Below are 26,571 nucleotides of genomic sequence, written 5' to 3'. Positions count from 1 at the left end.
TCCCACCCTTTTCTTTTAACGACAAACCTCCAGGCTCACCCCATCCACAACGGCCGCGCTCCCCAATCCCCTCCCATCATTGTAAACGCCGATCGTCAGCGTAATGATCTGCCCCACATATGGCGTCAGGTCCAGGCTCACTTGCCCCCATGTCCCGGTGTTCGCCTGATCCACCAGCAGAGGCACCCACTCATTGCGTGCGTTCCGGAAACCGATGTAGAAGCGATCTCCGCTATCCCGGATCTGCGGGAGACGCCACAAGGTCAGGGTGGCCCGGGTGCCATCCAGGGTCACTCGCTGCCAGAGAGTGGCGTAAGAGGCGGAGGTCGCCTGGAGATCGCCCAAGCGGACGGCCCACTGCCCTTCATAGACCGGGCTCTGAATCCGCGCGATGGGAGCGCCCGGGTTCAGGATCTCCCAGGTCCCTGTTAGATCGGCTTCGAACCCTCCATTGCGCAGCCGTTCCTCACAGGCCGGCGGTGGAGGCGGCGTCGTCTCCGCTCCCCGCAGGATCAGAGGTAGATACAGTGTGGATCCCCGAGCGCCCGGGCTGACATAGAACCGCACGGGCGGCGGTGTGCTGGAGAGGTTGCCCGCGGCGTCGAAGGCGGCAACCGTCCACTGATACTCCCCGGGGACCAGATTGGCCATGAAACTGGTCGCCGTCACGGTGAAGCGGGCGCTGTTGAGGATGAGCACGTACCCGGCGGGAGGCTCCGATCCGGTCGGTGCCCACTCGAAGCGAATGGGCGGCGTATACGTGGCGGTGACCGTGGGGGTGATCAGCGTCGGCACCCCGGGGGGTGTTCGATCCAGCGTGAAGGTGACCGCCGCCGGTGTGGGATCCACCGTCGTCCCCCGCACCGCCCGCGCCAGCACGCCATAGGTTCCATCCGCCAGATCGGATGGGGGCGTCCAGGACCAGGAAAGCCGCCCGGTGGCGGTTAGCCAGACCAGCCCCGCGCCCCATCCATTCCCCGTCCACCATTGCTGATCCGCTGTCCGCTGAAGCGCCACCTGAACCCCTGTGATGTCCGAAGGGGAAGCGGTTCCAGCGATCACCGGGACCTGGTTCAGCAAGGCATTGGGGGCAGGGGTCGTGATCGTGGTCTCGGGGGGCGCTCCACATTGGATCATCGCGTCCAGCAATCGAGAGAGGAGGGCCGCGCGCGCCGCTATCGGCCAGGCGCTTTCCAGAGGGAACCCAAAGACAGCCACCTGTGGGCATGGCGCGCCATAGAACGTCGCCGCCGCCTGCCCATCCGGATACTGCATGAGAGCCTGCGCGTCTCGCCCGGGGGCGAGCACATCCGGCGTGGTAACCCGGTGGCTCCCCATCGTTCCATCATCCAGAGTCAGATCCCCAATCCCGTCCAGCAGGCCTCCCGAAACTGGGCGGACGGTCCGGGTCCCGGCGTCGTCGGCGACGAAGCCTGTCCGGAGGGCATCGGTTAGAAAGCCCGGATCCCGCTGATGGAGATCCTGGCCCACGTTGGACCCGCTGAGGATCAGCCGCCCGCCGTTCGCCAGAAAGCTGCGTAACCGGGCCCGGGCTCCGTCGTCCAGGGTCGGTTCCGAGAATCCCTCCTCGCCCAGCAGCCACAGGACAATGGGATAGCCCTCCAGGCCGATGGACCCGCCGGAGACGGCCTCATCGGTCGCCCCATCGAAGGGCATTGCGAGGGCGCGGCCTACATGGGCCAGCGCATCGAAGGCGTTCATTCGGGCGATCGGCATCCGCGTCACTATCCCCAGGCTTCCCCCCAGATCCTCTGTCGGCCGCATCGCCCCGTCCAGCCGATCGAAGCCGTCCACGAGGAGCAGCCGGGGCGCGCCCCATGGCCCAACCCGCACCCCGACGACCGGGGTAGGGAAGGATTCGCCGCCCGCGTTCAGGCCGGTCACGCGGAAGAAGAGCGTCGTGCCCTCGGGCAGACCGGAAAGCATATAGGAGGTACCGTTAACGAGAATCCCATCCCCCCAGGCGAATCCGTCGGTGCTGGTATAAACCTTGTAGGCCGTGGCCGGATGGCCCAGGAGCACACCGCCATCGCTGGGCGAAGGTTGCCAGGAAAGCGTTACCTGGCCTGGCCCTGTTTGACGGGCCACCGGAGCCTGGGGAGGCTCCGGCAGGAAGACTGGGGAGCGGCCATCCCGCTGCGCGTAATAGCGCACGATCCCCTTGTAGATCGCCCGGGCCACCAGCATAGCGAAGCGAGGATCCTTGAGCGCGGCGGCGTCCTGCGGGTTGTCATGGAACGCCGCTTCCAGGAGAACACCGGGCATCGTCGAAAGGAGGCGCAATTCCCCCAGGTTGGCCTGTTTCTTCCCCCGGTCAATCCAGTTCGGATCCCAGCCGGCCCGGATATCCTGGATCACTTGGGTGTGGATCGCATCCTGGAGCTCCAAGCTTCCCGGCGTTCGCCGGTAGTTCGGATCGCTGTTGTCATAAACATACGATTCCGTCCCTCGCAGGGTCCCATTATAAGCGTTCGTGTGGAACGAGAAGTAAACCGGATCATCGAAGGGCTCTCGCTCCCACTCCGCATAACGGGGGCGAGCGGTTACGTCATCGATCAAATCTCCGCATGCGCTATAAGTGGAGCATTGGAAAGGATCGTAGACCGAGGACGGAGCCCCCTGGTATTTCGCCCAGTAGCGGGCGGCTTCCTCCCAGCGCGGTCGCCCGCTCGGCCCGGGGCTGGGCGGGGGCCCATCCCCGGTTACGGTGCCCATCCCCCCACCGATTCGAACGGCGTCTGCCACCACCACGCGGTTCAGGTTCTCCGGACGATCGGTCCGGTTGGTGAGGATCACCCGGGCAGGCTGCCCGCCGCGGAAGGGGAAGGAGCCCAGATAGCGCCAAGTGTAGCCGTGCCCCTGCTGGTTGATCCGGACCTCACTGCGGCCCCCGGCATGCTCGATCAGGAACTGTGCGTCAGTGCTCCGGTTCGAGCCACTCGTATACCAGACGTACACGGCATAGATGCCGTCCCGGGGCGGCATGAGGGTCCAGACGGCCTGGGCGGTGACCGCCCCCAGAGCTGTCAGAGTCGTGCGGTAGGTGCCGCCGTTATAGCCCGGTAGGGTGCCCGGGGACCAGGAGCCCTGCTCCTGATACACCTGAGGGTTATCATTGTCCGCGATCCCTTCCCAGGGGTTCATATCCCGTTCTCGAACTGGCCAGACATCGGCCCCCGCGTTAAAGAGATACTGGATCAGGAACTGGTTGACAGTCTCCGCATTGTTCAGATCTTCCACCAGCCCATTGGTGTTCCCCCGCTGAGTCAACCAGCGACTGCCCGGCGCATACCAGTACCAGCCGTGGCCCGCGCTCAGATAAACGGCCTTTCCGCTCAGGAACCCCTGAGCTTGAGGGCGGCTGTAGGCAGGGGGCTGGCCGGCAGCGCTCATAGGGGCCAGAGGCTCCCCCCTCGCCCGCGCAAGCTCAGTGGGTTTATTGACCGGCGGGGGTTCTCGGAGGAACCAGGAGAGGGCATAAAATCGACCATCCTGGGGGTTCCGGGCCATCAACTGCACGTTTTGCACCCCGAAGGGCTCCAGATGCCGTAGAAAGAGATAAGCCGCCTGATCGATGGTCCACGGATTGAGCATCGGCTCCGTCCCGCCGGTCCGCTCCAGATAAGAGGCAGGCAGCTCCAGGTAGAGCGTGAGCCCATGACCGGACCACTGGAAACTGGCCAAACGCGCTCCCGAGGGCAGGGGGGACCACCATCCAGCCGCCCGTTCCTCGGCCGTCGGTCCGGCGACCAGAGCCTGGAGGCGAAGGGAAACCCGATCGGTGATGGTGGTGGCGGCTTGAGAGAAGAAACGAGGAGCGCACCGGACCCGGCTATCGAGAGGATCAATGTAAAAGCAGATCGAGGAGCTCTCCGGCTGCGGGCGGGCCACCGCCGCCATGCCTCGCCACGCCAGCCCCAAGAGGGCCAGAAGGCCGATCCCCAGCGCCAGCGCGAGCAGCGTCCGCCACCGGCGTCGGGAAAACCCTGTGGCGGCTCTCGATCGTCCCCAGGAGATCCCCATGGCCCATGCTCGCTCCCAAGGATTGGGGGAAGCCAGTGTGGGATGGTTCTCAACGAGTGTATCCGACAGGAAAGGCGAAAGCAAACAGGAAAGTTCAGGGGGAGACCCCTAAGGCTCCCAGAAAAATTGCATAAGCACGGCCACATAGGGATGACCGTTTATATATGCAATGCCCACGACCCAGGTTCGCCAGTCCAGCTCATTGCCCGGGGTGCCTGGCCGGTGCAGGCTATAAAATTGGAACCCTTGATAAGATTCCGGCCAGGCCGGCTGATAAGTGACCGGAGGCACCAGCAGGCCGCAGTGCCGTTCGTGGGGGCGACCGATGACGTCCAGGAGATCCGGCAGCACGGCTTGCCGAAAGGGACCCACGATCTCCATGGCGCTGGCCGGATGAACACCCCAGCGGATGGGCGTCTCATCGGTGAAGAGGGTGGCCGCCTGCTCCGGTCGGATCAGGACGGGATCGCTGATGCGGCTGACGTGAATGCGCAGCCCATGGATGGGACTGATCAGCGCCGCAAGCGCCGGGCCGTCTCGCCCCCGGATGGCCGCCTCCAGCCGGTCCAGCAACGCGTTTACCTGGGGGTCCGCGCAGAACGCCTGGAGGGACACCTCTTGGGTGAGGAACATCGCGTTCACCCAGCCGATCCGTCCGTCGGGAAGGCGGACCTCCACCCAGCGGGCGCCCGCAACGGTCTCCTCCTTTCCCGTGAGGAACAGGCCGGAAGCGTTCGGGGGCAACGTTGTCAGGATCGGCTGATCGGGCCCTGGCCCAGCGCGCACATTCAGCTGATCCGTGGGCGGAACTAGGACCACCGTGAAGGGCCCCTGAAGGGTGGGGGGCGTGGGCGTAAAGGTCAGCGTAGGCGCCTGCTGAGGAGGGACCGGCGAAGCCGTCGGCGTGGAAGGGAGGGATGGGTGGCCCATCTGACATGCGGCCAGCCATCCGATCATCCCGATGCCGATCATCCCGATCTTCGTTTTCATGCTCATCGGAACGCTCCTTTTCTTCCAGAGAGGTGAGGAAGAGCATTGGGGTCATCGCTCGATTTCAGCCCGAAGACTCCGGGCCCGATTTAAAATAACGATGGGCGGGCCCGGGAAGTTCCCGGGCCGGCATGCTTTCCGAGCGCAACGGCGAATCGCCTTCTGAGACCCGAGATGGTTTTCGGCGCCCCCTTTCTCCGGAATCGTTTTGACCAGGAGGACCGCCATGGCCAAGGTGCGTTGCTACGCTGGATCGACTTATCCGGAGCGACCGGAATCTTTCGAATGGGAGGGAACGGAGAAGGCGGTGGCGGAGATCCTCCATCGCTGGCGAACCCCGGAGACGCTGGCATTCCGGGCGCGCACCGCCGATGGAATGGTCTTCGATCTCATTTACGATCTTCGATCGGATCAATGGACGGTGATCCCGCGGACGGCTCCGGCGCTCGGGTAGAAGCGCTCCGGGAGGTCAGCAGCAGAAATGCCAGGCTGTATCCGGCGCCGGCTATTGGGATGGCGAAGATGAATCCCCAGAAGCCGAGGAGGCGCACTCCCACGAGAACGGCGATCAGCGTCAGTAAAGGGGGCAACCCGGTGGCCTCCCCCAGCATGCGAGGGACTAGGAGATGAAAAAGGACCTGCTGGTAGATCAGCAGGACGATCCACATCCAGAGCCCGGCGCTCCACTCCCCCCGGAGCCATAGGGTGAGCGGAGGCCCCCAGAGGGCGATGGGCGCTCCGATGAGAGGGATCAGGATGACCAGCCCCGCGAGCAAGGCGATCAGGCCAGCAAAAGGGGCGCCGAAGGCCACCATCACCCCCCAGGTCACCAGCCCGTTGATCAGCGCGATCAGCAATTGCCCTCGGAGGAAGCCCCCGAAGGTGCGATCCAGGATCGCCGCGGTCGCCCGGATCTCATCGTGATACGCCGGTGGGATCAGCGCGAGGATCTGCCGGGAAAGGTTGTGCCAGTCCAACATCGTATAATAGCTCAAGGCCAAGATCAGCAGGAATTCCACCAGCCCGCCCCCGATCCGCCGCGCGGTTTCCACCAGGATGGGGAGCACCCACCCGGCCCCCAGCCGCGCCAGATCCTGCCAGGCTTCCCGGGAGGGAAGGATCGCCAGGGATTCCACCGGGACGTTGAAGCGCGCGGCCAGATCCCGCTGGAGCTCCACCAGGATCTCCGGCGCCTTCTGAAAATAGGAAGCGAGCAGCGTCGTGAGCTCCAGGGCCTGGGGAACCAGCAGGGGCACTCCCAGCAGCAGGCCGATCAGGATCGCTGCGAGCAGGCCGATGTAAACCAGCGTGGCCCCGATGGGGTAGGGGATCCGGAAGCGCGTGAGGACGCGAAGCCATAGAGGTGCCCCCCGCCGGATCAGGCCCTCCAGCCATGGCTCGGGGAACGGCCCGCGATCCAGCCAGGCCACCAGAGGATGCAGCACGTAGGCCAGCAGCCAGGCCAGGGCCAGCATGCGGACCAGGTCGGCGAACATGGTGAACAGCTGCCACAACCGCTCCGTGACATAAATGAGCGCCGCGAAGGCGACCAAGAACAGCACCAAGCGGGGAACTCGCACCATGCCTTTCCCCTCTACGAGCTGGCTTCTTCATCTTAGTCCGGTTCGCCGGGATTTGCAGAAGCCGGAGCTCCCCATCCCAAAGCCTTCCCGTCCGAACCCCCGTGAGGGGATGTTCTATCTTCCTGGTTGGAGCCCGATGGGGCAAAGCCGGTGGAGTTCCCTGCACAGGTTTGCATGCTGGACTCTCCAAACGTAAACTATGTTTAAAGCATGGGGTATCCATCGGATGATGTCCTGAGAGGCGACCGGTCTGCGGACCCAGCCTGTGGAGAGAGGTGAGCGATGGGGAACGACGCGCGGCGAAAGGCCCTGGAGACCGCGGTGTTAACGCTGACGAAACGATTTGGGGAAGGAACGATCATGCGCCTGGGGGAGGCGGCACAGCAGCCGGTGGACGTGATCCCCACAGGCTCCCTGGCCCTGGATCTGGCCTTAGGCGTAGGGGGGATCCCCCGAGGGCGGATTACCGAGATCTACGGCCCGGAAGCCTCCGGGAAGACGACCCTCTGCCTTCATGTCATCGCGGAGGCTCAGAGGCGAGGTGGGATCGCGGCCTTCATCGACATGGAGCATGCCCTCGATCCCCAGTATGCCGCGCGATGCGGCGTGGATGTCGATAACCTGTATGTGGCGCAGCCGGACACCGGGGAGCAGGCCCTGGAGATTGCGGAGACCCTGATTCGCAGCGGGGCCGTGGATGTCGTGGTGGTGGACTCGGTGGCCGCGCTGGTGCCACGGGCGGAGATCGAGGGGGAGATGGGCGACGCCCACGTGGGGCTCCAGGCGCGCCTGATGAGCCAGGCCCTGCGCAAGCTTGCTGGGGCCATCCGCCAGTCCAACACGGCGATGCTCTTCACCAACCAGCTGCGGATGAAGATCGGCACGATGTTCGGCAACCCAGAGACCACCACCGGCGGCATGGCCCTCAAGTTCTACGCCTCGGTCCGCCTGGAGATCCGTCGCCTGCAGAACCTGAAAGCGGGCGGCGAGATCATCGGCAGCCGGGTCCGGGTTCGGGTGACGAAGAACAAGGTGGCTCCGCCCTTCCGCGAGGCGGAGTTCGATATCCTCTACAATGAGGGGATCAGCAAGGCCGGGGATATCCTGGATCTGGCGACCGAGCTGGGGCTGGTCACCAAGCGGGGCACTTTCTTTCTGTATGGAGACACCCGCCTGGGGCAGGGCCGGGAGAACGCCCGTGAGTTCCTGAAAGCCCATCCGGAATTACTGGAGGAGCTGGAGCGCCAGATCCGGGAAAACGCCGCCCGTGCGGCCTCCCTCAAACGCCTGGGGGTGAGCGCGGAGGGCGCCGAGGAGGCCGTTCCCATCCTGGAGGCCGAATAACCGGCCGGAGGAGCTCGGGGATCGCCGGCCAGGAAGACGAGACCCGCTTCCCCGCCAGGGATTTCTCTTCGCCCAGAGGCTTCATGGGCGGTCGGATCACCGGTTTGCGAGCGCTGAAAAGCGGCCGTGTGGCCGTTTATCTGGATGGCCACCGGGCGTTCCAGCTGACGGCTGTGGAGGCCGCGCGGCTGCGCCCGGGCCAGGTGCTCACCGATGAGGAGATCGGCCAGCTCCTGGAGCGAGATCTCCGGGAACAGGCCCATGAGCTCGCCCTCCGGTTCCTGAGTTATCGCCCCCGCAGCGAACGAGAGGTCGCTGACTACCTGCGCCGGAAGGGCTTCGATGCTCAGACTGTGGAAGCGGAGCTGGAACGGCTCCGGCGCGTGGGGCTGGTAGATGATCGGGCCTTCGCCCGGTTCTGGGTGGAGAGTCGGACAGCGTTCCGGCCGCGTAGCCGCCGGGCCCTCCAGGCCGAGCTCCGGCGCAAAGGCGTTCCCCTTGCCATCATCCGGGAGGTCCTCCAGGAGACCTCTCCTGATGAACGCGCCCTCGCCCTGCGCCTGGCCCGGGAACGGGCCCGGAGGTGGCAAGGTCTGGATCCCCGCACCTTCCGGCGGCGCCTGGCTGGATACCTCATCCGCCGGGGGTTCGATGGGGAGCTGGTGGGGGAGATCCTTCGAACCCTAGGGCAGGAGGAGGGGGAGGATCCGGAGGATTAAGTCAGCGCAGGTCCGATGGGGGTGCTGGGGGCCGGTCGCTCCAGATCTCCAGAAGCAGGGGTTTTCCCGCATCTCAACTCAGACAGGATGCGTCATGGACTGGCTGATCCTTATCCCACTGGCCGCAATGGGAGTCATTGGCGGCGGTGCGCTGGGATGGTTCCTAGGAAAGCGACTGGTCCAGCAACGGGTTCGAGAACAGCTCCGGAGCGAGATCGAAGCCGCCCGGCAGGAATCCCAACGGCTGCTCGAGGAAGCCAAACAACAGGCGGCGGAGCTTCTTCTCCAGGCCAAAGATGAAGCCCTTCGCCTTCGGGAGGCGACCGAATCGGAGCTACGCCGGTGGCGGGCTGACCTCCGCAAGGAAGAAGAGCGTCTGCGTCATCGACGGGAAGAGCTGGATCGCCGGGCGGAACGGCTGGAGAAGCAGGAGCGCCGTTTGAATGAGCGTCAGGCGGAGCTGGATCGCCAGAGCGCTCAGCTGCAGGCGGCGATCAGCCGCTTTGAGGAGGAGCGTCGGGCCGCCCTGGAGCAGGTCGCCGGGATGACCGTCGAGCAGGCCCGTCAGGCCCTGCTGGAGATGGTGGAAAAAGAGGCGCGGGAGGATATGGCACGCCTTTACCGCCAGATCGAGGCTGAGGCCCGGATTCAGGCGGAGGAGCGCGCCCGCGAGATCATTGCCACCGCCATCCAGCGCATCGCCAGCGAGCAGGTCGCTGAATTGACCGTCTCGGTGGTGCCCCTGCCGAACGATGAGATGAAAGGGCGCATCATCGGACGGAACGGTCGGAACATCCGGGCCCTGGAGAAGATCACCGGGGTGGAGATCATTGTGGATGACACCCCAGAGGCCATCACCCTCTCTTCCCATGACCCGGTGCGCCGGGAGATCGCCCGCGTCGCCCTCACCCGCCTGATCCAGGACGGGCGGATCCATCCGGCGCGGATCGAGAAGGTGGTGGCCGAGGCTCGAGAGGAGGTGGAGCGGATCATCTGGGAAGAAGGCCAGCAGGCCGCGGCCGCGGCAGGGGTCACCGGCCTGCATCCCGAGCTCATCCGCCTCCTGGGCCGTTTGAAGTTCCGAACCAGTTACGGTCAGAACCAGTTGCATCACGCGGTCGAGGTGGCCTGGCTGGCCGGGATGATCGCTGCGGAGCTGGGCGCCGATGTGCGGATCGCCCGGATGGGTGGGCTGTTGCATGACATCGGGAAGGCCGTAGACCATCAGGTGGAGGGCACCCACGCCCTGATCGGCGCGGAGCTGGCCCGACGCTATGGGGCGCCGCCCAAGGTGGTCAATTGCATCGCCAGTCACCACCACGAGGTCCCGCAGGAGTGCATCGAGGCGGTGATCGTCGAGGCCGCCGATGCCATCTCCGGCGCCCGGCCCGGCGCCCGCCGGGAGACCTTGGAGATGTATCTCAAGCGGATCCAGGATCTGGAGAACCTGGCCCGCTCCTATCCCGGCGTCGCTGAATGCTACGCCATTCAGGCCGGCCGGGAGATCCGCATCATCGTGAAGCCCGAGGAGGTGGATGACCTCGCCATCATCCGGATGTCCCGGGAGATCGCCCGCAAGATCGAGGAGACTATGCAGTATCCCGGGCAGATCAAGGTCACCGTGATCCGGGAGACCCGAGCGGTGGAGATCGCCCGCTGACACCGGGCGGGATCCGGCGAGCCGCTCTGCCCCCGGGCTCTTCCCTTCTCCCCCCGCCGTCTCGAGGCGGGAGGAGACGTTCGGACTGTCCGCATAGACAATGACCTTCCTGACGGGAGGGGAACCCAATGGCCAAGAAACGACGGGTGCGATCCACCCCTTCCACCCCGGTCCGGGCGGTTCCGGCCCCGGCCCGGGAGATCCCGGTGTCCGCTTTGCCGGCTTCGTCCCGACGGCCGGCATCCAGCCTGGCGAATTATGATTACTCCTATGTGCGGCGGGATCTGCGCCGCATTGGCATTCTGGCCGCGCTCCTCCTCGGCGGCCAGATGGCCCTGGCTTTCCTGCTGCCTCATCTGTTGAGGTGAAGGCAATGACGCGGCGATCGGCTTCCCGGATCTCCCGACGGTTCCGTCCGGTTCGCCGGGACGGTTTTCTGAAAACGGCGCTGGACAATGGGCTGACGGTGGTGCTGAAAGAGCAGCACCATGCCCCGGTGGTCACCTTCTGGGTCTGGTATCGGGTGGGGAGCCGGGATGAGCCCACCGGCCTCACCGGGATCTCCCATTGGGTGGAGCATATGCTCTTCAAGGGCACCCCCACCTATCCGAAGGGGACGCTGGACCGTCTAATCTCCCGGGAGGGGGGGGCCTGGAATGGGATGACCTGGCTGGATTTCACTGCTTATTTCGAGACCTTGCCCTCCGATCGGTGGACCATCGCCCCGGAGATCGAGGCCGATCGGATGACGAAGGCCCTCTTCCACCCGAAGGAGGTGGAGGCGGAGCGCACGGTGATCCTCTCCGAACGGCACGGGGCGGAGAACCATCCCCTTTTCCTGTTAAGCGAGCAGGTGCAGGCCCTCGCCTTCCAGGCCCATCCTTACGGCCACGAGGTCATCGGATGGCCGGGGGATCTCCAGACTATGTCGCGGGAGGATCTCTACCGTCATTACCGGACTTATTACGCGCCCAACAATGCCATCGCGGTGGCGGTGGGGGATTTCCGCATCCCCGAGGCGTTGCGGGTCATTGAGCGGGCTTTCAGTCGCATCCGCCCGGCCCTGGAGATCCCTCGCCTGCGGGTGACGGAGCCCCCCCAGCGGGGGGAACGCCGGGTGGTCGTGGAGGGGGAAGGGAACACCGCTTACCTGGAGATCGCGTATCACGCCCCGGAGGCGAGCCATCCGGACTTTATGCCCCTGGTGATCCTGAACGCCGTGCTAGCCGGTTCGGGTTCCCTCAGCTTCAGCGGCGGCACGTCCAATAAGACCTCGCGGCTTTACCGGGCCCTGGTGGAGACGCAGATCGCCGCTGAAGTGGGAAGCAGCCTGATCCCCACCGTGGACCCCTTCCTTTACAGCCTCACGGTGACCCTGCAGCCCGGCCGGCATCCGGAAGAGGCGGAGGCGATCATCGATGCCGAGATCCAGCGTCTGCAATCCGAGCCCATCCGCCCGGAGGAGTTCGCGAAGGCCCTCAAGCAGGCTCGCGCCGACTTCGCTTACAGCAGCGAGTCGGTGACCAACCAGGGCTTCTGGTATGGCTGGAGTGAGATCTTCGCGGATTACACCTGGTTCGAGACCTATCTGGAGCGCCTGGGCCAGGTGACCCCCGAGGACGTGCAACGGGTCGCTCGCGCGTATCTCACGCGCGCCAACCGGACGGTGGGCTGGTATCTTCCCCGGACCATAGCCCATCCGCTGGAGGATCGGGCGGCGCCCATCTGATCTCTTTTCCCGGGAGGATGGGGCGTGATCATCATCATGGGTTTGGGCCCCGGGGATCCTCGATACTGGACCCGGGAGACGATGGAGGTTCTGGAGGGGCTTCGGGAGATCTATGTGCGGACCCGGCGGCATCCGGCAGTGGCGGCGCTGCCGCCTCATCTGGTGGTTTACGACTTCGATGCGGTCTACGCGGAAGCGGAGAACCTGGAGGCGGTCTACGAGCGGATCGCCCACACGGTCCTGGAGCTGGGCCGGCGGCCGGAGGGCGTCTGCTACGCGGTGCCCGGCTCGCCCTTCGTGGGGGAAGCGACCGTGGCCCGGATCCGCGCTCTGGCCGCCGGGGCCGGCATCCCCATCCGGATCGTTCACGGCCTCAGCTTCATCGAAACCGCCCTGGAGCTCCTGGGCCTGGACGCGCTGGACGGCCTCCAGATCGCGGACGCCTTTGAGCTGGCCGAGCGATATCATCCCCCGCTAAATCCCGATCGCCCGGCCCTGATCGCCCAGGTGGACAGCCGGACGGTGGCCGCCGATCTCAAGCTCACCCTGATGAATCAGTATCCTCCGGAGCATCCCGTGACGCTGATCGACGCCGCGGGGCTTCCAGAGGCCCGGCAGGTTACCTTCCCGCTGTATCAGCTGGACCATCGCTCGGATTTCACCCCGCTCACCGCCCTGTATGTGCCGCCCCTGGCCCGGCCGGGCGCCTTCGAGACGTTCCAAGATACCATCGCCCATCTCCGTTCCCCCGAGGGTTGTCCCTGGGATCGGGAACAGACCCACCAGAGCTTGCGCGCCAACCTACTAGAGGAGGCCTATGAGGTCCTGGAGGCGCTGGACGCGGATGATCCCGGCCGCCTGAAGGAGGAGCTGGGGGATCTCCTGCTGCAGATCGTTTTCCATAGCCAGATCGCAGTCGAAAGCGGGGAGTTCTCGATGGCGGAGGTCATCGCCCATGTGAATGAGAAGATCCGCCGCCGCCATCCCCACGTGTTCGGCGATCTGCGGGTCACCAGCGTCCGGCAGGTGTTGGAGAACTGGGAGCAGATCAAGCAGCAGGAGAAAGCGGAGCAGGGCCAGGCCGCCTCGATCCTGGATGGGGTACCGAAGGGCCTACCCGCCCTGGCCCAGGCGGCAGCCTATGGCGAGCGGGCTGCCCGGTTGAAGTTCGACTGGTCGGACGCCGAGGGGGTGCTTGAGAAGCTCCAGGAGGAGCTGCGAGAGATCGCCGCCGCGGCGGATCTGGTCCATCGGGCGGCGGAGTTTGGGGATCTGCTCTTCACCCTGGCGCAGCTCGCCCGGCACTGGGGGATCGATCCGGAGGCGGCCTTGCGGGAGGCCAACGCCCGCTTCGCGCGCCGGTTCCGTCAGATGGAGGCCATTGTCGCCGCGCAGGGCCGGCGGCTCCAGGAGCTCTCGCCGGAAGAAATGGAGGCGTTGTGGGCTCAGGTGAAGCAGGCAGCTTCCCCAGGCGCGCCCGATGGCCATGCGGATTCTTCTCTATGACCCGGACGGACGGCTGCTGGCCCGGCTGCGGCCCTGCCGCTCGTGGTGGTGCCGCGGACGCGGATGGATGTTCCGCCTCCGGATGGAGGAAGAAGGTCTCTTCTTCGTGTTCCCGCGAGCCGGCCGGTGGGAAACCGCCATCCATATGTTCTTCGTGTTCTTTCCCATCGCCGCCATCTGGCTGGATGAGGCCGGGCGGATCGTCCACGCGGTGGAAGCTCGTCCCTTCCGGGTGTATATCCCCCCGCGCCCAGCCCGCTACCTGATTGAAGGTCCCGTCGGTTTGCTGACCCACGCCCGGATCGGGGAGGTTTGGACATGGCGCGAGGAGGCTGGGGAATCCGGATGGGGCTGGCTTTGAGCCTCGCGTTGGCTCGGCCCGCCCTCGCTCAGGAGCCGGTCCGCTACACCGTGCAACCCGGAGATACCCTCACCCGCATCGCAGCGCGCTTCGGGACCACCGTGTCGGAGATCGAGGCGGCCAACGGCCTGACCAATCCCAACCTGATCTATGTGGGACAGGTTCTCCTCATCCCCGCCGGCGCCTCCGCCCCTTCCCCTGGACGGATTCATATTGTTCAACCCGGGGAGACCCTGTATCGCATCGCGTTGCGCTATGGCACTACAGTGGCGCGCCTGATGGCCTTGAACAATCTGAACAGCCCCAACTGGATTTTCGCCGGACAGGTCCTTCGGGTCCCAGAGGAAGCCCCGGGCGCTTCCACTGTCTGGCCCTCGCCGTTTGTGGAGATCGAGGTGGGCGCCGCTCCAGCGATCCAGGGACGGGTGTTCCCGGTGCGCGTTCGCCTCTCTGAACCGGCGGCACTGGAGGCGGCCTTTCTGGGCGTGAACTATCCCCTGGCGCCGACGGCGGAGGGCGGGGAAGGGCTGCTGGCCGTGCCGGCGATGCAGGCCCCCGGAGTATATCCCCTGGCCCTCACCGCCCGCCGCTCCGACGGTCAGACGGTGCGCGTCCACCTCCAGGTGCGGGTGGCCGCCGGGCCTTATGGGCGGGAAGCGATCCGCCTGCCGCCGGATCGCCAGAGTCTCCTCGACCCCCGGCGGATTCGGGAGGAGCAGGAGAAGGTGCTGGCCGCCTGCACGCCCTTCGAGCCCGAGCGGCGCTGGAGCGGCCCCTTCCGGTATCCGGTGGCGAACCCCGAGGTGACCTCTCCCTTTGGCACCCGGCGTTCGTATAATGGGGGGCCTTACACCAGTTACCATGAGGGCCTGGACCTGCGGGGAACCGTCGGGACATCGGTTTATGCGCCGGCCGACGGCGTGGTCGCCTTCGCCGGGCCGCTGGTTGTGCGGGGCAACGCTGTGATCCTGCGACACGGCTGGGGGGTATGTAGCGGTTACTGGCACCTCAGCGCGGTGGCTGTTCAAACCGGGCAGCGGGTGAAGGCGGGGGATTTGCTGGGCTATGTGGGGAACACCGGTCTCTCCACCGGTGCCCACCTGCATTGGGAAATCCGAGTGCGAGGCATCCCCGTTGATCCGCGCCAGTGGGTGGAAGGGGTCGAGTAAAGGCGCCGCGTTCATGGCCTGTTCTCGGGGAAACCTCTACGGCCCTGGCCAGGGCCGACGCCATTTCCCCCCACGGGATACGTGATGGCGGTAGTGCCCACAAGATCAGTCGCCTCTGTGGGGCGCACCACCGCATCGCTCCCTGCTTCCCGCCAATAGCGCTTCACCATGGCGCTGGCGTCCAAGGATGGGATCATCCCCGATCCTCAACCAGGAGGTCGGCAACGCCCTTGCCCCCTTTGGCCTGAACTGCCGGAGGCCGCGGTGGAAACCGTTTCCGGTTCCACCGGACGAGGCTGGAACGGGCTATCCTCTCGGTTCGGCGTAGAATGGAGACGATTGATCATGCCCATCGCTGAGGGAGGATCGATGCAGCGGCCGATCCGTGTGCGTCCCCGCCCGGGGGAGGGCGAGTTGCGGGCCTCGGAATGGTTGCTGTTTTTCGGCGCCCTCCTCGCGGCGCTGCTGATCTGTGGGGGAGGGTTCTGGCAGCTCCAGCGATCCATGGCGGGCGCGCTGAGCGGCCCGCCCACCGCCACGCCGCGGCCGACATGGACCCCCTCTCCACGCCCCAGCCCCACTCCTCCGGCGCCTACGCCCACGCCGACCCTCCCCGCCGCTGTCCAGGTGGGAATCTTCGTAAAGGTGAGCGGGGCCGGCGAGCAGGGGCTGAGTTTCCGTCGGGCTCCCAGTCTGCAGGCGGAGCGGATCCGATTTCTTCCCGAAGGGACAATCATGCGGGTGGTCGGTGGCCCGGAGGAAGCGGATGGATTGACCTGGTGGCAGCTGGAGGATCCACGGACCGGAGAACGGGGCTGGGCGGCGGGCGCCTATCTCACACCGTCCTATGGGCCATAGCGTCCCCTGCTACGGCATCCGAAGGGAGTAGGGCCATGCCGTTCCGTGAAATCCGACGCGCCCCGGCTGGGCTTGGGATTGCTCGCCGTGTCCATCGGGGCGTTCCGGCCCCCTGGACCATGACGCTGAAGGTCGTGCTCGGGTTGGCCTGGCCGGCGGTCCTGGAGCAACTGTTGAACATTGTGGTGGACTGGACCGATGCCTACCTCGCTGGGCATCTGGGAACCATCGCCCTGGCCGCCGTGGGGTTGAGTGGCCAGCTCACGAACCTGGTGGCGGTCTTCTTCGGCGCCGTTGGGGTAGGGGCCACGGCTCTGGTAGCCCGCGCCGTCGGCGCCGGCGATCGGGATCAGGCCGGCCGGATCACCCTCCAGGCGCTGCTCGGCGCGGGAGCCCTCGGGCTGGCCGGGATGGGGCTCGCAGGGATCGGCGGAGCCTGGCTGTTCGCCGCCCTGGGCGCGGAGCCAGCGGTGGGCACCGCCGCCCGGGCCTATCTGAACATCGTGGCCCTCTCCTTCCCAGCCATAGCTGTCCTCTTCGTGGGCAACGCCGCGCTCCGGGGCGCCGGGGACACGCTTACCCCGATGCGCATCTGGGCGGTGGTGGTCTTCGCCAATGCCGCGCTGGCATGGATTCTATCCGGCCCATGGAGTCCCTTTCATCTGGGCATCGTCGGATTGGGCATAGCGACGGCCCTGGCCCGGACCCTGGGGGCAGTGCTGGTCGGGGTGCGGTTGTGGCGGGGAACCGCCCGTCTGGTCCTACCGCATCGCGGGTTAAGGCTCGAAGGGGAGGTGCTGCAGCGCATCCTCCGGGTTGGGCTGCCGGCGGGAGCGGAACAATTGCTGCTGCAGCTGGCTCTGCTGAATCTAACCGGCGTGATCACTGCCCTGGGGACGGCCGCGTATGCTGCCCATCAGATCGGGCTGCGGGTGATGTCCCTTTCCTTCCTTCCCGGATGGGGATTCGCCGTGGCCGCTTCCACCCTGACAGGCCAGGCCCTGGGCGCGCGACAACCGGAAGCGGGGAGAAAGGCGACGTTCATTGCCCTCCTCTTGGCGCTGGCCCTGATGGGAACGATGGGGCTAGCCCTGGCCCTGGGGGGGCCCTTGCTGGTGAATCTGTTCACCGAAGATCCGGAGGTCATCGCTCAGGGCGCGGCGGCCCTGCGGATCACCGCGCTGATCCAGCCGGCCATGGCGGTCAGCTTTGTGTTCTCCGGCGCGTTGCGAGGGGCCGGGGATACCCGTTACACGCTGTTGGTCACGGCCACATCCATCTGGGTCGTTCGTCTTCCCATCGCGATCCTCCTCGCCTATGGGCTGGGCTGGGGGCTGCCCGGCGCCTGGCTGGGCATGCTGGCGGATTTCGCGGTGCGGGCGTTGCTGTTCGCATGGCGGTTCATCGGCGGAGCCTGGGAGCGTGTTCGAGTTTGAGGCGGAAGGCTAGGGCGGAAGCCCTTCCGAACTCTCTAAGCCGGAAGCGTCCGCACGATCCAGATGGTAAGGATCAGCGCGAGAGCCCACAGGATTCCTTGGGCGCGACGGGAACGGCAGACCCGATCTTCCTGAAGCAGTAGACCGATGAGTGCCAGGCCATAAGCTCCGGGTCCATGACTCAGGGCCACGGCCCAGGCGACCCACAAGGGCCAAGCGACCCATCCGACTGCCGGATATGGAAACCCCACCCAGGCCAGGCCGATTAGGATCCCCGCCACCAGGGCGGGCGCTGAGGGGCTCCCACCGGCCAGCCCCAACCACCAGGGAAAGGCGCCGAAGACCCACCGCCAGATTCCCTCCCCGATCCCCGGATGGCCCAGACGCCGCCCAAGGAGGAGAGAGACCCCAACCCCAAGGGTCAACCATGCCCCGATGCCCCCCACTAGCCCGATCCCGATTCCGAGGGCAGCGAGTGCTGTCCCTAGGGTGGCCAGGAATTCTGGATCTCCCCGGGCCCGCGTCCGGATCTCCCGGACCAGCTGCCCGATCGTTCGAAGGAAGAGATCCGCCGGGCTATCGGAGCGGAGATAGGGCAGGGAAAATGGGGGGAGGTCTGAGGAGAGGTGCCTGCCCTCTCCATAACGTTCGAGCAACAGCCGGCGCAGCGCTGGCCATCCGGCTTCCGTGAGCAGCCATGCCCCTAGCAGCCAGGGCCCCGGGGATGGGTGGCCAGCGGCTACCCACGCCGCCGTTAGGATGAGCGTGGCTTCCCCTTTTCCGAATAAAACCAAGAGCGGGAAGCCCCTTCCCTCGCCCGCCCGCATGGGAGATCTGAAGTCAGGCTCTGAGACCTCGGCCATCATCGAGCCCGAGGTCATGGATCTCCAGGGCTTTCAGCACGGACCGCATCCGCTCAAAATGCGTGCCGGGCCAATACACGCGGCCGCATTCCGGGCAACGGTGGAAACGTTCATACTGCCGCCAGACGAAAGCCGGGACACAGGAGGCCACTGCTTCCCGTGGGACGGGGGTCAGGCGGGTGTTGCACACCGGGCAGCGGGAGAACGGGACGTCTGCAGGCTCCCCGAACTGCTCCCGGATGGCCCGCAGCTGCTGAATGAGGTCCTCGTGGTCTACCAAGAACGCATGGGGTCCTGCCCGGCGAGCCAGGGCATGATCCCGGGTGAGCAGGATGCGATCCTCCGTCTGGGCGATGCGCAACAGGGCGTCGTCATCGAGGGAGGGATCGTAGTGGGTATCGTAACCCAAGATCCGCAACCACTTGGCCAAGCGGCCGAGCATCGTATCGGCCACAAAGCGGGCGGAACGATGGTTTTCCAGCGGACTCATCGCGGCCCCCTCAGGGATCGGCGGCGCATCTTTGTGGCAGACGTTCCCTCATCCTTCTTTGATTCTCCCCAGCACCCCTCAATGGCCTGCGGGAGAATAATAGCATTGATCTCCCCCGCGGGAGGGGGGAAGAGTTTTCCCGCCTTCCATCATTCAGGGCCTACAGTGCAGGTCCAGCCGCGATCGCAGCCGGTCTGGGGGAACGCCCTCTCGTGCGTTAACCTTCGGCCAGTTCCTCCAGTTCGGCCTCCTCCTGACGGCGCTCCCGGGGCCGAAGGTGCGGGAACAGGATCACCTCCCGGATCGAACGCCGGTCCGTGAAGAGCATGGTCAGACGGTCGATTCCCACCCCCAGGCCTCCGTTCGGAGGCATCCCGTAGCGCATCGCATCCAGGTAGTCCTCATCCATTGGGTGCGCCTCCTCATCTCCAGCCTCGCGCGCCCGTCCCTGTTCCAGGAACCGTTGCTCCTGATCCAGCGGGTCGTTCAGCTCTGTGAAGGCATTGCAGATCTCCATGCCTCCGATGAATCCCTCGAAACGTTCCACCGTCTCCGGATCGTCTGGGCGGGCCTTGGCCAGGGGCGAGATCTCCCGAGGGTAATCATAGACGAAAGTCGGCTGGATGAGATGGGGCTCTACGAACTTCGAGATCAGGGCATCGATCAGCTTGCCCCGGCTGGCGCGAGGGTCGACCTCGATGCCGCGGGCTGCCATCACGGCGGCCAGGGATTCGCGGGTGGGATACTGAGCGATGTCGATCCCCGCGAACTCCAGGATGGCCTCCCGGAGGGGGAGGCGGCGCCAAGGCGGATTGAGATCGATCTCGTGGCCCTGGTAAACCAGAGTGCGGCGCCCCAGCACCCGATCGGCGGCGAAGGCGATCAGCTCCTCCGTCAGTCGCATCATCTCCTCATAATCGGCGTAGGCCACGTAGCATTCCATCTGAGTGAATTCCGGATTGTGCTTGAAGGAAATCCCCTCGTTGCGGAAATCGCGGCCGATCTCATATACCCGCTCGAACATCCCCACGAGCAGGCGCTTGAGGTAGAGCTCAAAGCTGATCCGCAGGTAGAGTTGCTGCTTTAGCTCGTTGTGATAAGTCACGAAGGGGCGAGCGGAGGCCCCGCCGTAAATCGGCTGCAGGATCGGCGTCTCCACTTCGATGAACCCCCGTTCGTCCAGGAAGGTCCGTATGGCTCGGACGAGGGCTGCGCGGGTGCGGAAGATCTCCCGAACCTCCGGGTTCATCATCAGGTCCAGGTAGCGACGCCGGTAACGAGTCTCCACATCCTTCAGGCCGTGCCAGCGGGAGGGGGGCGGGTAGATCGCCTTGGCCAGCATGCGGAAATCCCGAACCCGCAGGGAGATCTCCCCGGTCCGGGTGCGCATCATTGTTCCTTCCGCCTCGATGAAATCGCCCAGGTCGAAAAATTCCTGGAAGAAACGATAACGCTCCTCGCCCAAGTCATCGTAGCGGAGGAACAGCTGGAGACGACCGTCACCGTCGTGGAGGTCTGCGAAGGTCACTTTCCCCATTACCCGGATCGCCGTGAGGCGCCCGGCGACTACCGCCTCCACGGTTTCCTCGCCGGCCTCGACAGCCTGAAAGGCTCGGATCGCCTGCGCGCTGGTGTGGGTGCGCCGCGAACGCGGCGGATACGGATCGATGCCCTGGGCCCGGAGGCGGGCGACCTTTTCCAGACGGCGGCGGACAATCTCTCGAAAGAGGGCCATTGTCGGAAACCTATTCGATGCGGAGGATGCGGAAACGCAGAACCCCATCTGGGGCGTTGACGGTGATCACATCCCCCACCTGGCGCCCCAGGAGCGCCTGCCCCAGTGGGGACTCATTGGAGATCCGGCCTCGAGCGGGGTCCGCCTCGGCCGAGCCGACCACCTGATAGCGCTCTGGGGTGGAGCTGCCCTCCTCCTGAATGGTCACCCAGCTCCCCAGGGTGACGAAGGTTTTAGGGCCTTTGGTTTCCTCAATGATCACCGCCCGGCGGAGCATGGACTCCAGCATCATGATGCGGCCTTCCACAAACGCCTGCTCCGTCTTGGCGGCCTCGTATTCGGCGTTTTCATCATAATTGCCTTCGTCCATCGCCAGGTTCAGTCGCTTGGCGATCTCCTGGCGCCGGACTGTACGGAGATACTCCAGCTCTTCGAGGAGTTTCTGATAACCCTCACGGGTTAGATAGATCGGTTGCTCGCTCATAGGTCCTCGCAAGAGTATAGTTTTCGCGGCGATATCCCATGGACAGCAAGATGATAAACAGAAAGAGCGCCCGTTCAGGCGCCCTGTTTGTTGAAACTTGTCGCTTGATCCCGGTCATCCTCCGGATAGCGTCCCCATTATAGCATGCCTCTAGGGGGGAAACAAGAAAGGGTCCCCCGGGCGATCCGGCCTTGGGGGTTTCCCTCCCCGCGGCTCACCGGGCTGGGGGCCCGATCCGTCTCTCCCCCCCATCTGGAAGTTCGGCCAACTGGGGCCCGCTATGCCGCTGCGATTTCCTCCCGGATGAAGCACTCCAGGACATCCCCTGGGGCGAAATCGTGGAATCCCTCCAGTCCGATCCCGCATTCGTAGCCCGCGCGGACCTCGGTGACATCGTCCTTGTAACGCTTGAGGGAGGCGATACGGCCTTCGTGGATCTTCTGGCCGCCCCGCAGGACCCGCACCAGGGCGTTCCGCCGGATCTCGCCATCCCGGACGTAACAGCCCGCCACCTGGCCCCCCCGCACCTTGAAGACCTGACGGACCTCGGCGTGGCCCAGGATTCGTTCCTGGATGGCGGGGGCCAGCATGCCCTTCAGGGCCTTCTCCAGGTCCTCCTCGATGTGGTAGATCACATGGTAAAGCCGGATATCCACCCCCTCGCTCTCCGCCAGCCGCTTCGCCGCCGCATCCACCGGGACGTTGAATCCGATGATGATGGCGTCGGAGGCGGCCGCCAGGGTGACATCCGAGACGCTGACCTCGCCGGCATCGGCGTGGAGGACGTTCAGTTGGAGCTGATCCCGGGCGTGCTTCTCCACCAGCCGCTGCAAGAGGCTGATGATCGGCTCAATGGATCCTTGGACGTCCGTCTTGACGATGACATTGAATTCGCGAACCTTTCCCGACTGCATGCGGCGGTAAAGGTCTTCCAGGCTCATCCGCCGGACCTGGCGTTGTCGCTGGCGCTCGGCCGCCCGCCGCTCCGCCAGTTCCCGGGCCTGGCGCTCGTTTTCCACCACCTCGAAGAAGTCTCCTGCCTCCGGCACATCCGAGAGCCCCAGGACCTCCACCGGCGTGGAGGGGAGTGCCTTCTTCAAGGGACGGCCCCGGTCGTCAAACATAGCGCGGACCCGACCGTAAGTGGCACCGGCGACGATCATGTCTCCCTGTTTGAGAGTGCCGTTCTGCACCAGCAGGGTGGCCACCGGCCCTCGCTTATCCACTCGGGCGTCGATCACCGTGCCCATCGCCGGGCGATCTGGATTGGCTTTGATCTCCCGGGTCTCCGCCACTAACAGGATCGCCTCCAGGAGATCCTCGATGCCGATGCGCTGCTTGGCCGAGACCTTCACCACGATGGTGTCCCCACCGTATTCCTGGGGAACCAGGCCGAGCTCCGAGAGCTGGCTCATCACGCGCTCCACGTTGGCGGTGGGCTTATCGATCTTGTTGAGGGCCACGATCACCGGCAATCGGGCGGCCCGGGCGTGGGCCAGCGCCTCGCGGGTCTGGGGCATCACCCCATCATCGGCGGCCACCACCAGGACAGCGATATCGGTCACCTGGGCGCCCCGGGCCCGCATCTGGGTGAACGCCTCGTGGCCCGGCGTATCCAGGAAGGTGATCTTCCGCCCGTTGTATTCCACCTGATAGGCGCCGATCCGCTGCGTGATCTGCCCCACCTCCTGGGCCGCCACATTCGTGCGGCGGATGGCGTCCAGCAGGGTGGTCTTCCCATGATCCACGTGGCCGAGGACCACCACGACGGGCGGCCGCGGCTTCAGTTTGGAGGGATCTTCCCCGGCATAGAGGCGCTCCCAGAGCAGCGAAGGGCCTTCCTCTTCCGCGGCCTCCGGCGGCCGCTGCTCCCGGGGTTCAAAGCCGAACTCATGGGCCACCAGGGCCGCCGTTTCATAATCGATGCGCTGATTGATGCTGGCCATAATGCCGTTGTGCATGAGGACCTTGATGACATCGATAGGGCTCACCGACATCAGCGCAGCCAGCTCGCGCACTGTAATGCTCGCCGGGATCTCGATCTCTTTCCGTCCGTTCTGTCGCATCCCCTACCTCCTCACGAAACAGGATAGGTCCTCCCCCTCTGGATCCTGTTCGCTTATCCAGGATCCAGGCACAGGTCCTGCGGATAAAAAAGCCGGCACGGTGGCCCTCGCCGACCGTGCCGGTGGATCCAATCCAGGATGCCCTGCCGCCTGCCCAAGCCCCGAAGCGTCCTCCGGCGATCTCCCTCAGGGTCGCATCACCCTTCATTCTCCGGCAGGGTCGCGGCATAGGCCACCAGCGCCATGCGGTCCTCCTCCCGCAGCGCCTCGATCCGCAGGGCATATTCCAGGCGCCCATCCTTCAGGGCCCGCTCCCAGCAGGAACGCCGGGGATGCAGGTAAGCTCCCCGACCGGATTTCTTCCCTGTCGGATCGACCTCCACGCGGCCCTCCGGCGTGCGGACGATGCGGATCATCTCCCGCTTCGCCTGCACCTGCCGGCAGCCCACGCACGTGCGTTGAGGGATATGCTTCCGCGCCATCTGGGTTCCATGCCCGTAAGACTTATCTCATAGACGGGACGGCCCGCGTCACGCGGGATCCTGAAGAGAACGGCCCAATCCGAAAAGTTCCCCGTAGGAAGCCCGCTGCGCCACCCGCGCTCCACGCCGAATTGGATGACGAGCCTTCATCCGAAGATCCGGTCCACCTCCACGGTGGAACCGGCCAGGAGCACGAAATGGACCGTCTGACCCATGTCCTACTTGTCCACTCAGCGGATGCCTCCCGATCTTCCCGCGCACGAACCCCCAGATCGGGCTTTCGGGAGCCTCCGCCGGGTAGCGCTCCAGCGTCCAGCCCCCCATCCGCACCCCATACGGATCCAGGATCGGCTCCTTCCGCTCATCCCCCACCTCATTCCTCCAGCCAGTCGCGCACCCGCCCGCCACGCATCCGCCTCAGCCAGGTTTCGTCCTCATAGTCGATCTCATAACGGACCCGCCGGCGCTCCTTTCCCTTGCTGGCCTTCTTGCGCCGTCGGAGCTCCTCTTCTTCTTCCTCTTCCTCTTCCTCGTCTTCGGTTTCCTCAATCCCTACGGGCTCCGGGATAGGGGGAGCCTCGAGGGGAGCTTGAATCTCCGGGTGGAGTTCCCCGCTTCCGGGGATTTCCGTCTCCGCGGACTCCAGGGCAACTGGCTCCAGAACGGCTTCCGAAATCGATGGGGCCGACTCCGATGCCGGCACCGGCTCAGGAGCGGGAACCTCCTCCGCCTCCTGAGGAGCGGGCTCCCGTTTCTCCGGCGGGATTTCCGGAGCCTCTGCGCGGGCGGCTTTCTGCGCCTTGCGCCGGGCCCGCTCCGCCTCCCGCCGTGCCATATAGGCCTGATAAGCGGCCTCCAGGAAAGTCCGGGCCTCCTGGAGCTCATCGGCGTTCCAGGGCAGGCCGGGCTGGCTCTTATGACGGGCCAGCGCCTCCCGCATGGCAGGGATCAAGCGGGCGGCCTCGCCCATGCGCTCCCGCAGCTCGGGGTCTTCCACCCGAGGGAGCCACTGCTCCAGGGCTTCCGTGAGGCTGTGGATATCGATCCGCCAGCCGGTGAGGCGGGCCGCCAGCCGGGCGTTCAGGCCCTCCCGTCCGATGGCCAGAGAGAGCTGATCATCCGGCACCACCACCTGGGCGGTCCGCTCCGAGCGCTTTTCCTCGAACAGATGCACCGTGAGCACCCGGGCCGGGCTCAGGGCTTTTGCAATGAAGATGGCAGGATCCGGATGCCACTCGATCACATCGATTTTCTCGCCGCCCAGCTCGTGGACCAGGTTCTGGATCCGCATGCCGCGCTGGCCAACGCATGCCCCCACCGCGTCGATGTTCGGCTGCGTGGCCGCCACGGCCACTTTCGTGCGTTGGCCCGGCTCGCGGGCGATCGCCTTGATCTCCACCAGGCCGTTGTAGATCTCCGGCACCTCGGTCTCCAGCAGCCGCCGGATCATGTTTTTATGGGTCCGGGAAAGGATCAGCTGCGGCCCTCGGGGCGTTTGCCGGACCTCTGCCAGATAGGCGCGGATCCGCTGATGGGGCTGGAGCCGCTCTCCGGGCACCATCTGATTGCGAGGCAGAATCGCCTCCGCCCGCCCCTGGGCCAGCAGGACCGTTGCCCCCTGGGGGGTGACGGCCTGAACCACCCCGTGGACGATCTCGCCTTCCTGTTCGGAGAAGTAGCGGTAAAGATGTTCCCGCTCCGCCTCACGGATGCGTTGCAGGATGATCTGTCGCACATTCTGGGCCGCGATCCGCTGCGCGAAATTATCCGGCGTGACGTCCACGCGGATCGTCTCCCCCACCCGAACGTCGGGACGGATCCGTCGGGCGTCCTCCAGAGAGATCTCATGGCGAGGATCCTTAACGGTTTCCACGACCGTCTTCTGGAGGAAAACGCGAACCTGGCCGTTTTCGAGATCGATCTCCACATCGACGGCCTGGGCACTTCCCATATCGGTCATCCGACGGAACACGGTGGCCAGGGCCCCCTTCAGGACCTCCAAGACCACCTCCCGAGGAAGGTTCCGATCGGCGGCGATCTGATTCACGGCCAGCAGGAGCTCGCTCTTCGCCATTCGGTAGCTCCTCTTTCTGCATATTCGATCATTCGCTCTCAAGAGGGCGCGGTGGATCCCACCCGGGTTCGGAGGGCTCAACAGGCCCCTGAAGGCAGCTCCTTCCATTATCCTCACATCCCCATAGGAACAACACAGGGGCGCCTGATCGCGCCCCTGTTCATCCTAAGGGATCTTCCGACAGTGGAATCCGCTATAAGGTCTGCAGACACCCTGGGAGAGCCTGTCTTTCCTCCCGAACTCCAGCCGCAAATCCACCGTGCCGCTTCTGTTTTACATTTTAAATGTAGTCCGCCAAAACGTCAAGGAAAGCAAGGCGGAGAGAGGAGTTGCGAAAACCTCATGGGGGCTTCTCCGCTTCGGAACCCGGTCCTCTATCGCCGGAGCCAGTCCGGCGGCGGTTCCCAGTTCTCCGGGATGAGGAGCGGACGCAGGCGGCCGCTGGGCTCCAGCGGGCCGATGATCCCCAGCTCCTCTAAGCGGTCGATGAGGCGAGCGGCCTTGGGATAGCCGATGCGCAGCTTTCGCTGAAGCAAGGAAGTGGACGCCCCACGATGACGCTTGATGATCTCGATTGCCTCTCGCAACAGGGCCTCTTCGTCCTCTTCCTCGAATTCGCCACGGCTCACCGAACGGCCGCTCCCCACCTCCAAGGGAGTCACCATCCCTTCCCATGGGGCAGGCTCCGGCCGCTCATCCGCGTAACGCTCCTGCCAGAACCGCACCACCCGCTCCACCTCGCCATCCGAAACATAGGCGCCCTGAACCCGAACCGGCTTCCCCAGATCCGGCGGCAGGAAGAGCATATCCCCGCGCCCCAGCAGGGTCTCCGCTCCCGGTGTGTCCAGGATCACCCGGGAGTCCACGGAGGAGGCCACCGCGAAGGCGATGCGGGCCGGGAAGTTGGCCTTGATCAGCCCGGTCACCACATCCACGCTGGGGCGCTGGGTGGCGATCACCAGATGGATGCCGGTCGCT

General features: G+C 65.4%; 22 protein-coding genes. 11 read left to right on the top strand and 11 right to left on the bottom strand.

Features of this window, described 5'->3' with window-relative positions; translation table 11 throughout:
* Positions 1 to 15: 15 nt before the first annotated feature.
* Both ACFMO3_RS03005 and ACFMO3_RS03000 read right to left on the bottom strand, forming a co-directional pair.
* Positions 16 to 4,044 carry an N-acetylmuramoyl-L-alanine amidase gene (locus tag ACFMO3_RS03005; RefSeq protein ID WP_376788957.1) on the bottom strand — a complete coding sequence of 1,343 codons (4,029 nt, stop codon included), beginning with the start codon at positions 4,042 to 4,044 and terminating at the stop codon, positions 16 to 18.
* Between the two features lie 108 nt (positions 4,045 to 4,152).
* Complete coding sequence (locus tag ACFMO3_RS03000; RefSeq protein ID WP_376788956.1) at positions 4,153 to 5,040, bottom strand: SH3 domain-containing protein; 888 nt, start codon at positions 5,038 to 5,040, stop codon at positions 4,153 to 4,155.
* Between the two features lie 220 nt (positions 5,041 to 5,260).
* Between ACFMO3_RS03000 and ACFMO3_RS02995 the strand changes: the two genes are divergently transcribed.
* Positions 5,261 to 5,488, top strand: coding sequence for a hypothetical protein (locus tag ACFMO3_RS02995; protein WP_376788955.1), 228 nt, complete (start codon positions 5,261 to 5,263; stop codon positions 5,486 to 5,488).
* On the opposite strand, the gene ACFMO3_RS02990 is transcribed toward ACFMO3_RS02995, so the two are convergent.
* Entirely contained in the window at positions 5,424 to 6,617 is a 1,194-nt protein-coding gene (locus tag ACFMO3_RS02990) for an AI-2E family transporter (protein ID WP_376788954.1), read from the bottom strand. The two genes, ACFMO3_RS02995 and ACFMO3_RS02990, sit on opposite strands and share 65 nt — an antisense overlap.
* Positions 6,618 to 6,899: 282 nt before the next feature.
* Between ACFMO3_RS02990 and recA the strand changes: the two genes are divergently transcribed.
* The 10 genes from recA (at position 6,900) to ACFMO3_RS02940 (ending at position 17,399) form a co-directional block, all read left to right on the top strand.
* Entirely contained in the window at positions 6,900 to 7,961 is a 1,062-nt protein-coding gene (gene recA / locus ACFMO3_RS02985) for a recombinase RecA (RefSeq protein WP_376788953.1), read from the top strand.
* 83 nt (positions 7,962 to 8,044) lie between these two features.
* Positions 8,045 to 8,680 carry a regulatory protein RecX gene (locus tag ACFMO3_RS02980; RefSeq protein WP_376788952.1) on the top strand — a complete coding sequence of 212 codons (636 nt, stop codon included), beginning with the start codon at positions 8,045 to 8,047 and terminating at the stop codon, positions 8,678 to 8,680.
* A 94-nt stretch (positions 8,681 to 8,774) separates the two neighbouring features.
* A complete protein-coding gene (gene rny, locus ACFMO3_RS02975) occupies positions 8,775 to 10,340 on the top strand; it encodes a ribonuclease Y (protein ID WP_376788951.1) in 1,566 nt (521 codons plus the stop codon).
* A gap of 128 nt (positions 10,341 to 10,468) precedes the next feature.
* The gene (locus ACFMO3_RS02970; RefSeq protein WP_376788950.1) at positions 10,469 to 10,708 is read left to right on the top strand and encodes a hypothetical protein; all 240 of its coding nucleotides are present in this window, start codon (positions 10,469 to 10,471) and stop codon (positions 10,706 to 10,708) included.
* Positions 10,709 to 10,713: 5 nt separating this feature from the next.
* Entirely contained in the window at positions 10,714 to 12,069 is a 1,356-nt protein-coding gene (locus tag ACFMO3_RS02965; protein ID WP_376788949.1) for a M16 family metallopeptidase, read from the top strand.
* A gap of 24 nt (positions 12,070 to 12,093) precedes the next feature.
* Positions 12,094 to 13,575, top strand: coding sequence for a nucleoside triphosphate pyrophosphohydrolase (gene mazG / locus ACFMO3_RS02960; protein ID WP_376788948.1), 1,482 nt, complete (start codon positions 12,094 to 12,096; stop codon positions 13,573 to 13,575).
* Positions 13,550 to 13,936 carry a DUF192 domain-containing protein gene (locus ACFMO3_RS02955; RefSeq protein ID WP_376788947.1) on the top strand — a complete coding sequence of 129 codons (387 nt, stop codon included), beginning with the start codon at positions 13,550 to 13,552 and terminating at the stop codon, positions 13,934 to 13,936. Before mazG ends, ACFMO3_RS02955 begins: the two co-directional genes overlap by 26 nt.
* Entirely contained in the window at positions 13,894 to 15,105 is a 1,212-nt protein-coding gene (locus ACFMO3_RS02950) for a LysM peptidoglycan-binding domain-containing protein (RefSeq protein WP_376788946.1), read from the top strand. The genes ACFMO3_RS02955 and ACFMO3_RS02950 overlap by 43 nt, the downstream gene beginning before the upstream one ends.
* A gap of 369 nt (positions 15,106 to 15,474) precedes the next feature.
* A complete protein-coding gene (locus tag ACFMO3_RS02945) occupies positions 15,475 to 15,963 on the top strand; it encodes an SH3 domain-containing protein (RefSeq protein ID WP_376788945.1) in 489 nt (162 codons plus the stop codon).
* Positions 15,964 to 15,998: 35 nt separating this feature from the next.
* Positions 15,999 to 17,399: an MATE family efflux transporter gene (locus tag ACFMO3_RS02940; RefSeq protein WP_376788944.1), complete on the top strand. Its 1,401-nt coding sequence runs from the start codon at positions 15,999 to 16,001 to the stop codon at positions 17,397 to 17,399.
* A 35-nt stretch (positions 17,400 to 17,434) separates the two neighbouring features.
* On the opposite strand, the gene ACFMO3_RS02935 is transcribed toward ACFMO3_RS02940, so the two are convergent.
* The 8 genes from ACFMO3_RS02935 to ACFMO3_RS02900 form a co-directional block, all read right to left on the bottom strand.
* Entirely contained in the window at positions 17,435 to 18,193 is a 759-nt protein-coding gene (locus tag ACFMO3_RS02935) for a hypothetical protein (protein WP_376788943.1), read from the bottom strand.
* Between the two features lie 46 nt (positions 18,194 to 18,239).
* On the bottom strand, positions 18,240 to 18,752 hold the full coding sequence (locus ACFMO3_RS02930) for a Mut7-C RNAse domain-containing protein (protein WP_376788942.1): 513 nt from the start codon (positions 18,750 to 18,752) through the stop codon (positions 18,240 to 18,242).
* Positions 18,753 to 18,969: 217 nt separating this feature from the next.
* Positions 18,970 to 20,487 (bottom strand): lysine--tRNA ligase, encoded by a 1,518-nt coding sequence (lysS, locus tag ACFMO3_RS02925; protein WP_376788941.1) that lies wholly within the window; start codon positions 20,485 to 20,487, stop codon positions 18,970 to 18,972.
* A 10-nt stretch (positions 20,488 to 20,497) separates the two neighbouring features.
* Positions 20,498 to 20,971: a transcription elongation factor GreA gene (gene greA, locus ACFMO3_RS02920; protein WP_376788940.1), complete on the bottom strand. Its 474-nt coding sequence runs from the start codon at positions 20,969 to 20,971 to the stop codon at positions 20,498 to 20,500.
* Between the two features lie 278 nt (positions 20,972 to 21,249).
* Positions 21,250 to 23,037, bottom strand: coding sequence for a translation initiation factor IF-2 (gene infB, locus ACFMO3_RS02915; RefSeq protein WP_376788939.1), 1,788 nt, complete (start codon positions 23,035 to 23,037; stop codon positions 21,250 to 21,252).
* 197 nt (positions 23,038 to 23,234) lie between these two features.
* On the bottom strand, positions 23,235 to 23,519 hold the full coding sequence (gene rnpM, locus ACFMO3_RS02910; protein WP_376788938.1) for an RNase P modulator RnpM: 285 nt from the start codon (positions 23,517 to 23,519) through the stop codon (positions 23,235 to 23,237).
* A 373-nt stretch (positions 23,520 to 23,892) separates the two neighbouring features.
* Positions 23,893 to 25,593, bottom strand: coding sequence for a transcription termination factor NusA (gene nusA, locus ACFMO3_RS02905; RefSeq protein ID WP_376788937.1), 1,701 nt, complete (start codon positions 25,591 to 25,593; stop codon positions 23,893 to 23,895).
* A 374-nt stretch (positions 25,594 to 25,967) separates the two neighbouring features.
* Positions 25,968 to 26,571 (bottom strand): DNA translocase FtsK (locus ACFMO3_RS02900; protein ID WP_376788936.1); only part of this gene is annotated, 604 nt, incomplete at its 5' end.

The organism is Thermoflexus sp. (assembly GCF_042408815.1).
Classification (GTDB): Bacteria; Chloroflexota; Anaerolineae; order Thermoflexales; family Thermoflexaceae; genus Thermoflexus.
The sequence above is the reverse complement of the archived record's forward strand: the minus strand, read 5'-3'. Positions and strand labels throughout refer to the sequence as shown.

Bases quoted from the DNA above. Each gene is read 5' to 3' on its own strand.
- ACFMO3_RS03005 (WP_376788957.1), bottom strand. From the start codon at position 4,044: ATGGGGATCTCCTGGGGACGATCGAGAGCCGCCACAGGGTTTTCCCGA.
- ACFMO3_RS03000 (WP_376788956.1), bottom strand. From the start codon at position 5,040: ATGAGCATGAAAACGAAGATCGGGATGATCGGCATCGGGATGATCGGA.
- ACFMO3_RS02995 (WP_376788955.1), top strand. From the start codon at position 5,261: ATGGCCAAGGTGCGTTGCTACGCTGGATCGACTTATCCGGAGCGACCG.
- ACFMO3_RS02990 (WP_376788954.1), bottom strand. From the start codon at position 6,617: ATGGTGCGAGTTCCCCGCTTGGTGCTGTTCTTGGTCGCCTTCGCGGCG.
- recA (WP_376788953.1), top strand. From the start codon at position 6,900: ATGGGGAACGACGCGCGGCGAAAGGCCCTGGAGACCGCGGTGTTAACG.
- ACFMO3_RS02980 (WP_376788952.1), top strand. From the start codon at position 8,045: ATGGGCGGTCGGATCACCGGTTTGCGAGCGCTGAAAAGCGGCCGTGTG.
- rny (WP_376788951.1), top strand. From the start codon at position 8,775: ATGGACTGGCTGATCCTTATCCCACTGGCCGCAATGGGAGTCATTGGC.
- ACFMO3_RS02970 (WP_376788950.1), top strand. From the start codon at position 10,469: ATGGCCAAGAAACGACGGGTGCGATCCACCCCTTCCACCCCGGTCCGG.
- ACFMO3_RS02965 (WP_376788949.1), top strand. From the start codon at position 10,714: ATGACGCGGCGATCGGCTTCCCGGATCTCCCGACGGTTCCGTCCGGTT.
- ACFMO3_RS02955 (WP_376788947.1), top strand. From the start codon at position 13,550: ATGGCCATGCGGATTCTTCTCTATGACCCGGACGGACGGCTGCTGGCC.
- ACFMO3_RS02950 (WP_376788946.1), top strand. From the start codon at position 13,894: ATGGCGCGAGGAGGCTGGGGAATCCGGATGGGGCTGGCTTTGAGCCTC.
- ACFMO3_RS02945 (WP_376788945.1), top strand. From the start codon at position 15,475: ATGCAGCGGCCGATCCGTGTGCGTCCCCGCCCGGGGGAGGGCGAGTTG.
- ACFMO3_RS02940 (WP_376788944.1), top strand. From the start codon at position 15,999: ATGCCGTTCCGTGAAATCCGACGCGCCCCGGCTGGGCTTGGGATTGCT.
- ACFMO3_RS02930 (WP_376788942.1), bottom strand. From the start codon at position 18,752: ATGAGTCCGCTGGAAAACCATCGTTCCGCCCGCTTTGTGGCCGATACG.
- lysS (WP_376788941.1), bottom strand. From the start codon at position 20,487: ATGGCCCTCTTTCGAGAGATTGTCCGCCGCCGTCTGGAAAAGGTCGCC.
- greA (WP_376788940.1), bottom strand. From the start codon at position 20,971: ATGAGCGAGCAACCGATCTATCTAACCCGTGAGGGTTATCAGAAACTC.
- infB (WP_376788939.1), bottom strand. From the start codon at position 23,037: ATGCGACAGAACGGACGGAAAGAGATCGAGATCCCGGCGAGCATTACA.
- rnpM (WP_376788938.1), bottom strand. From the start codon at position 23,519: ATGGCGCGGAAGCATATCCCTCAACGCACGTGCGTGGGCTGCCGGCAG.
- nusA (WP_376788937.1), bottom strand. From the start codon at position 25,593: ATGGCGAAGAGCGAGCTCCTGCTGGCCGTGAATCAGATCGCCGCCGAT.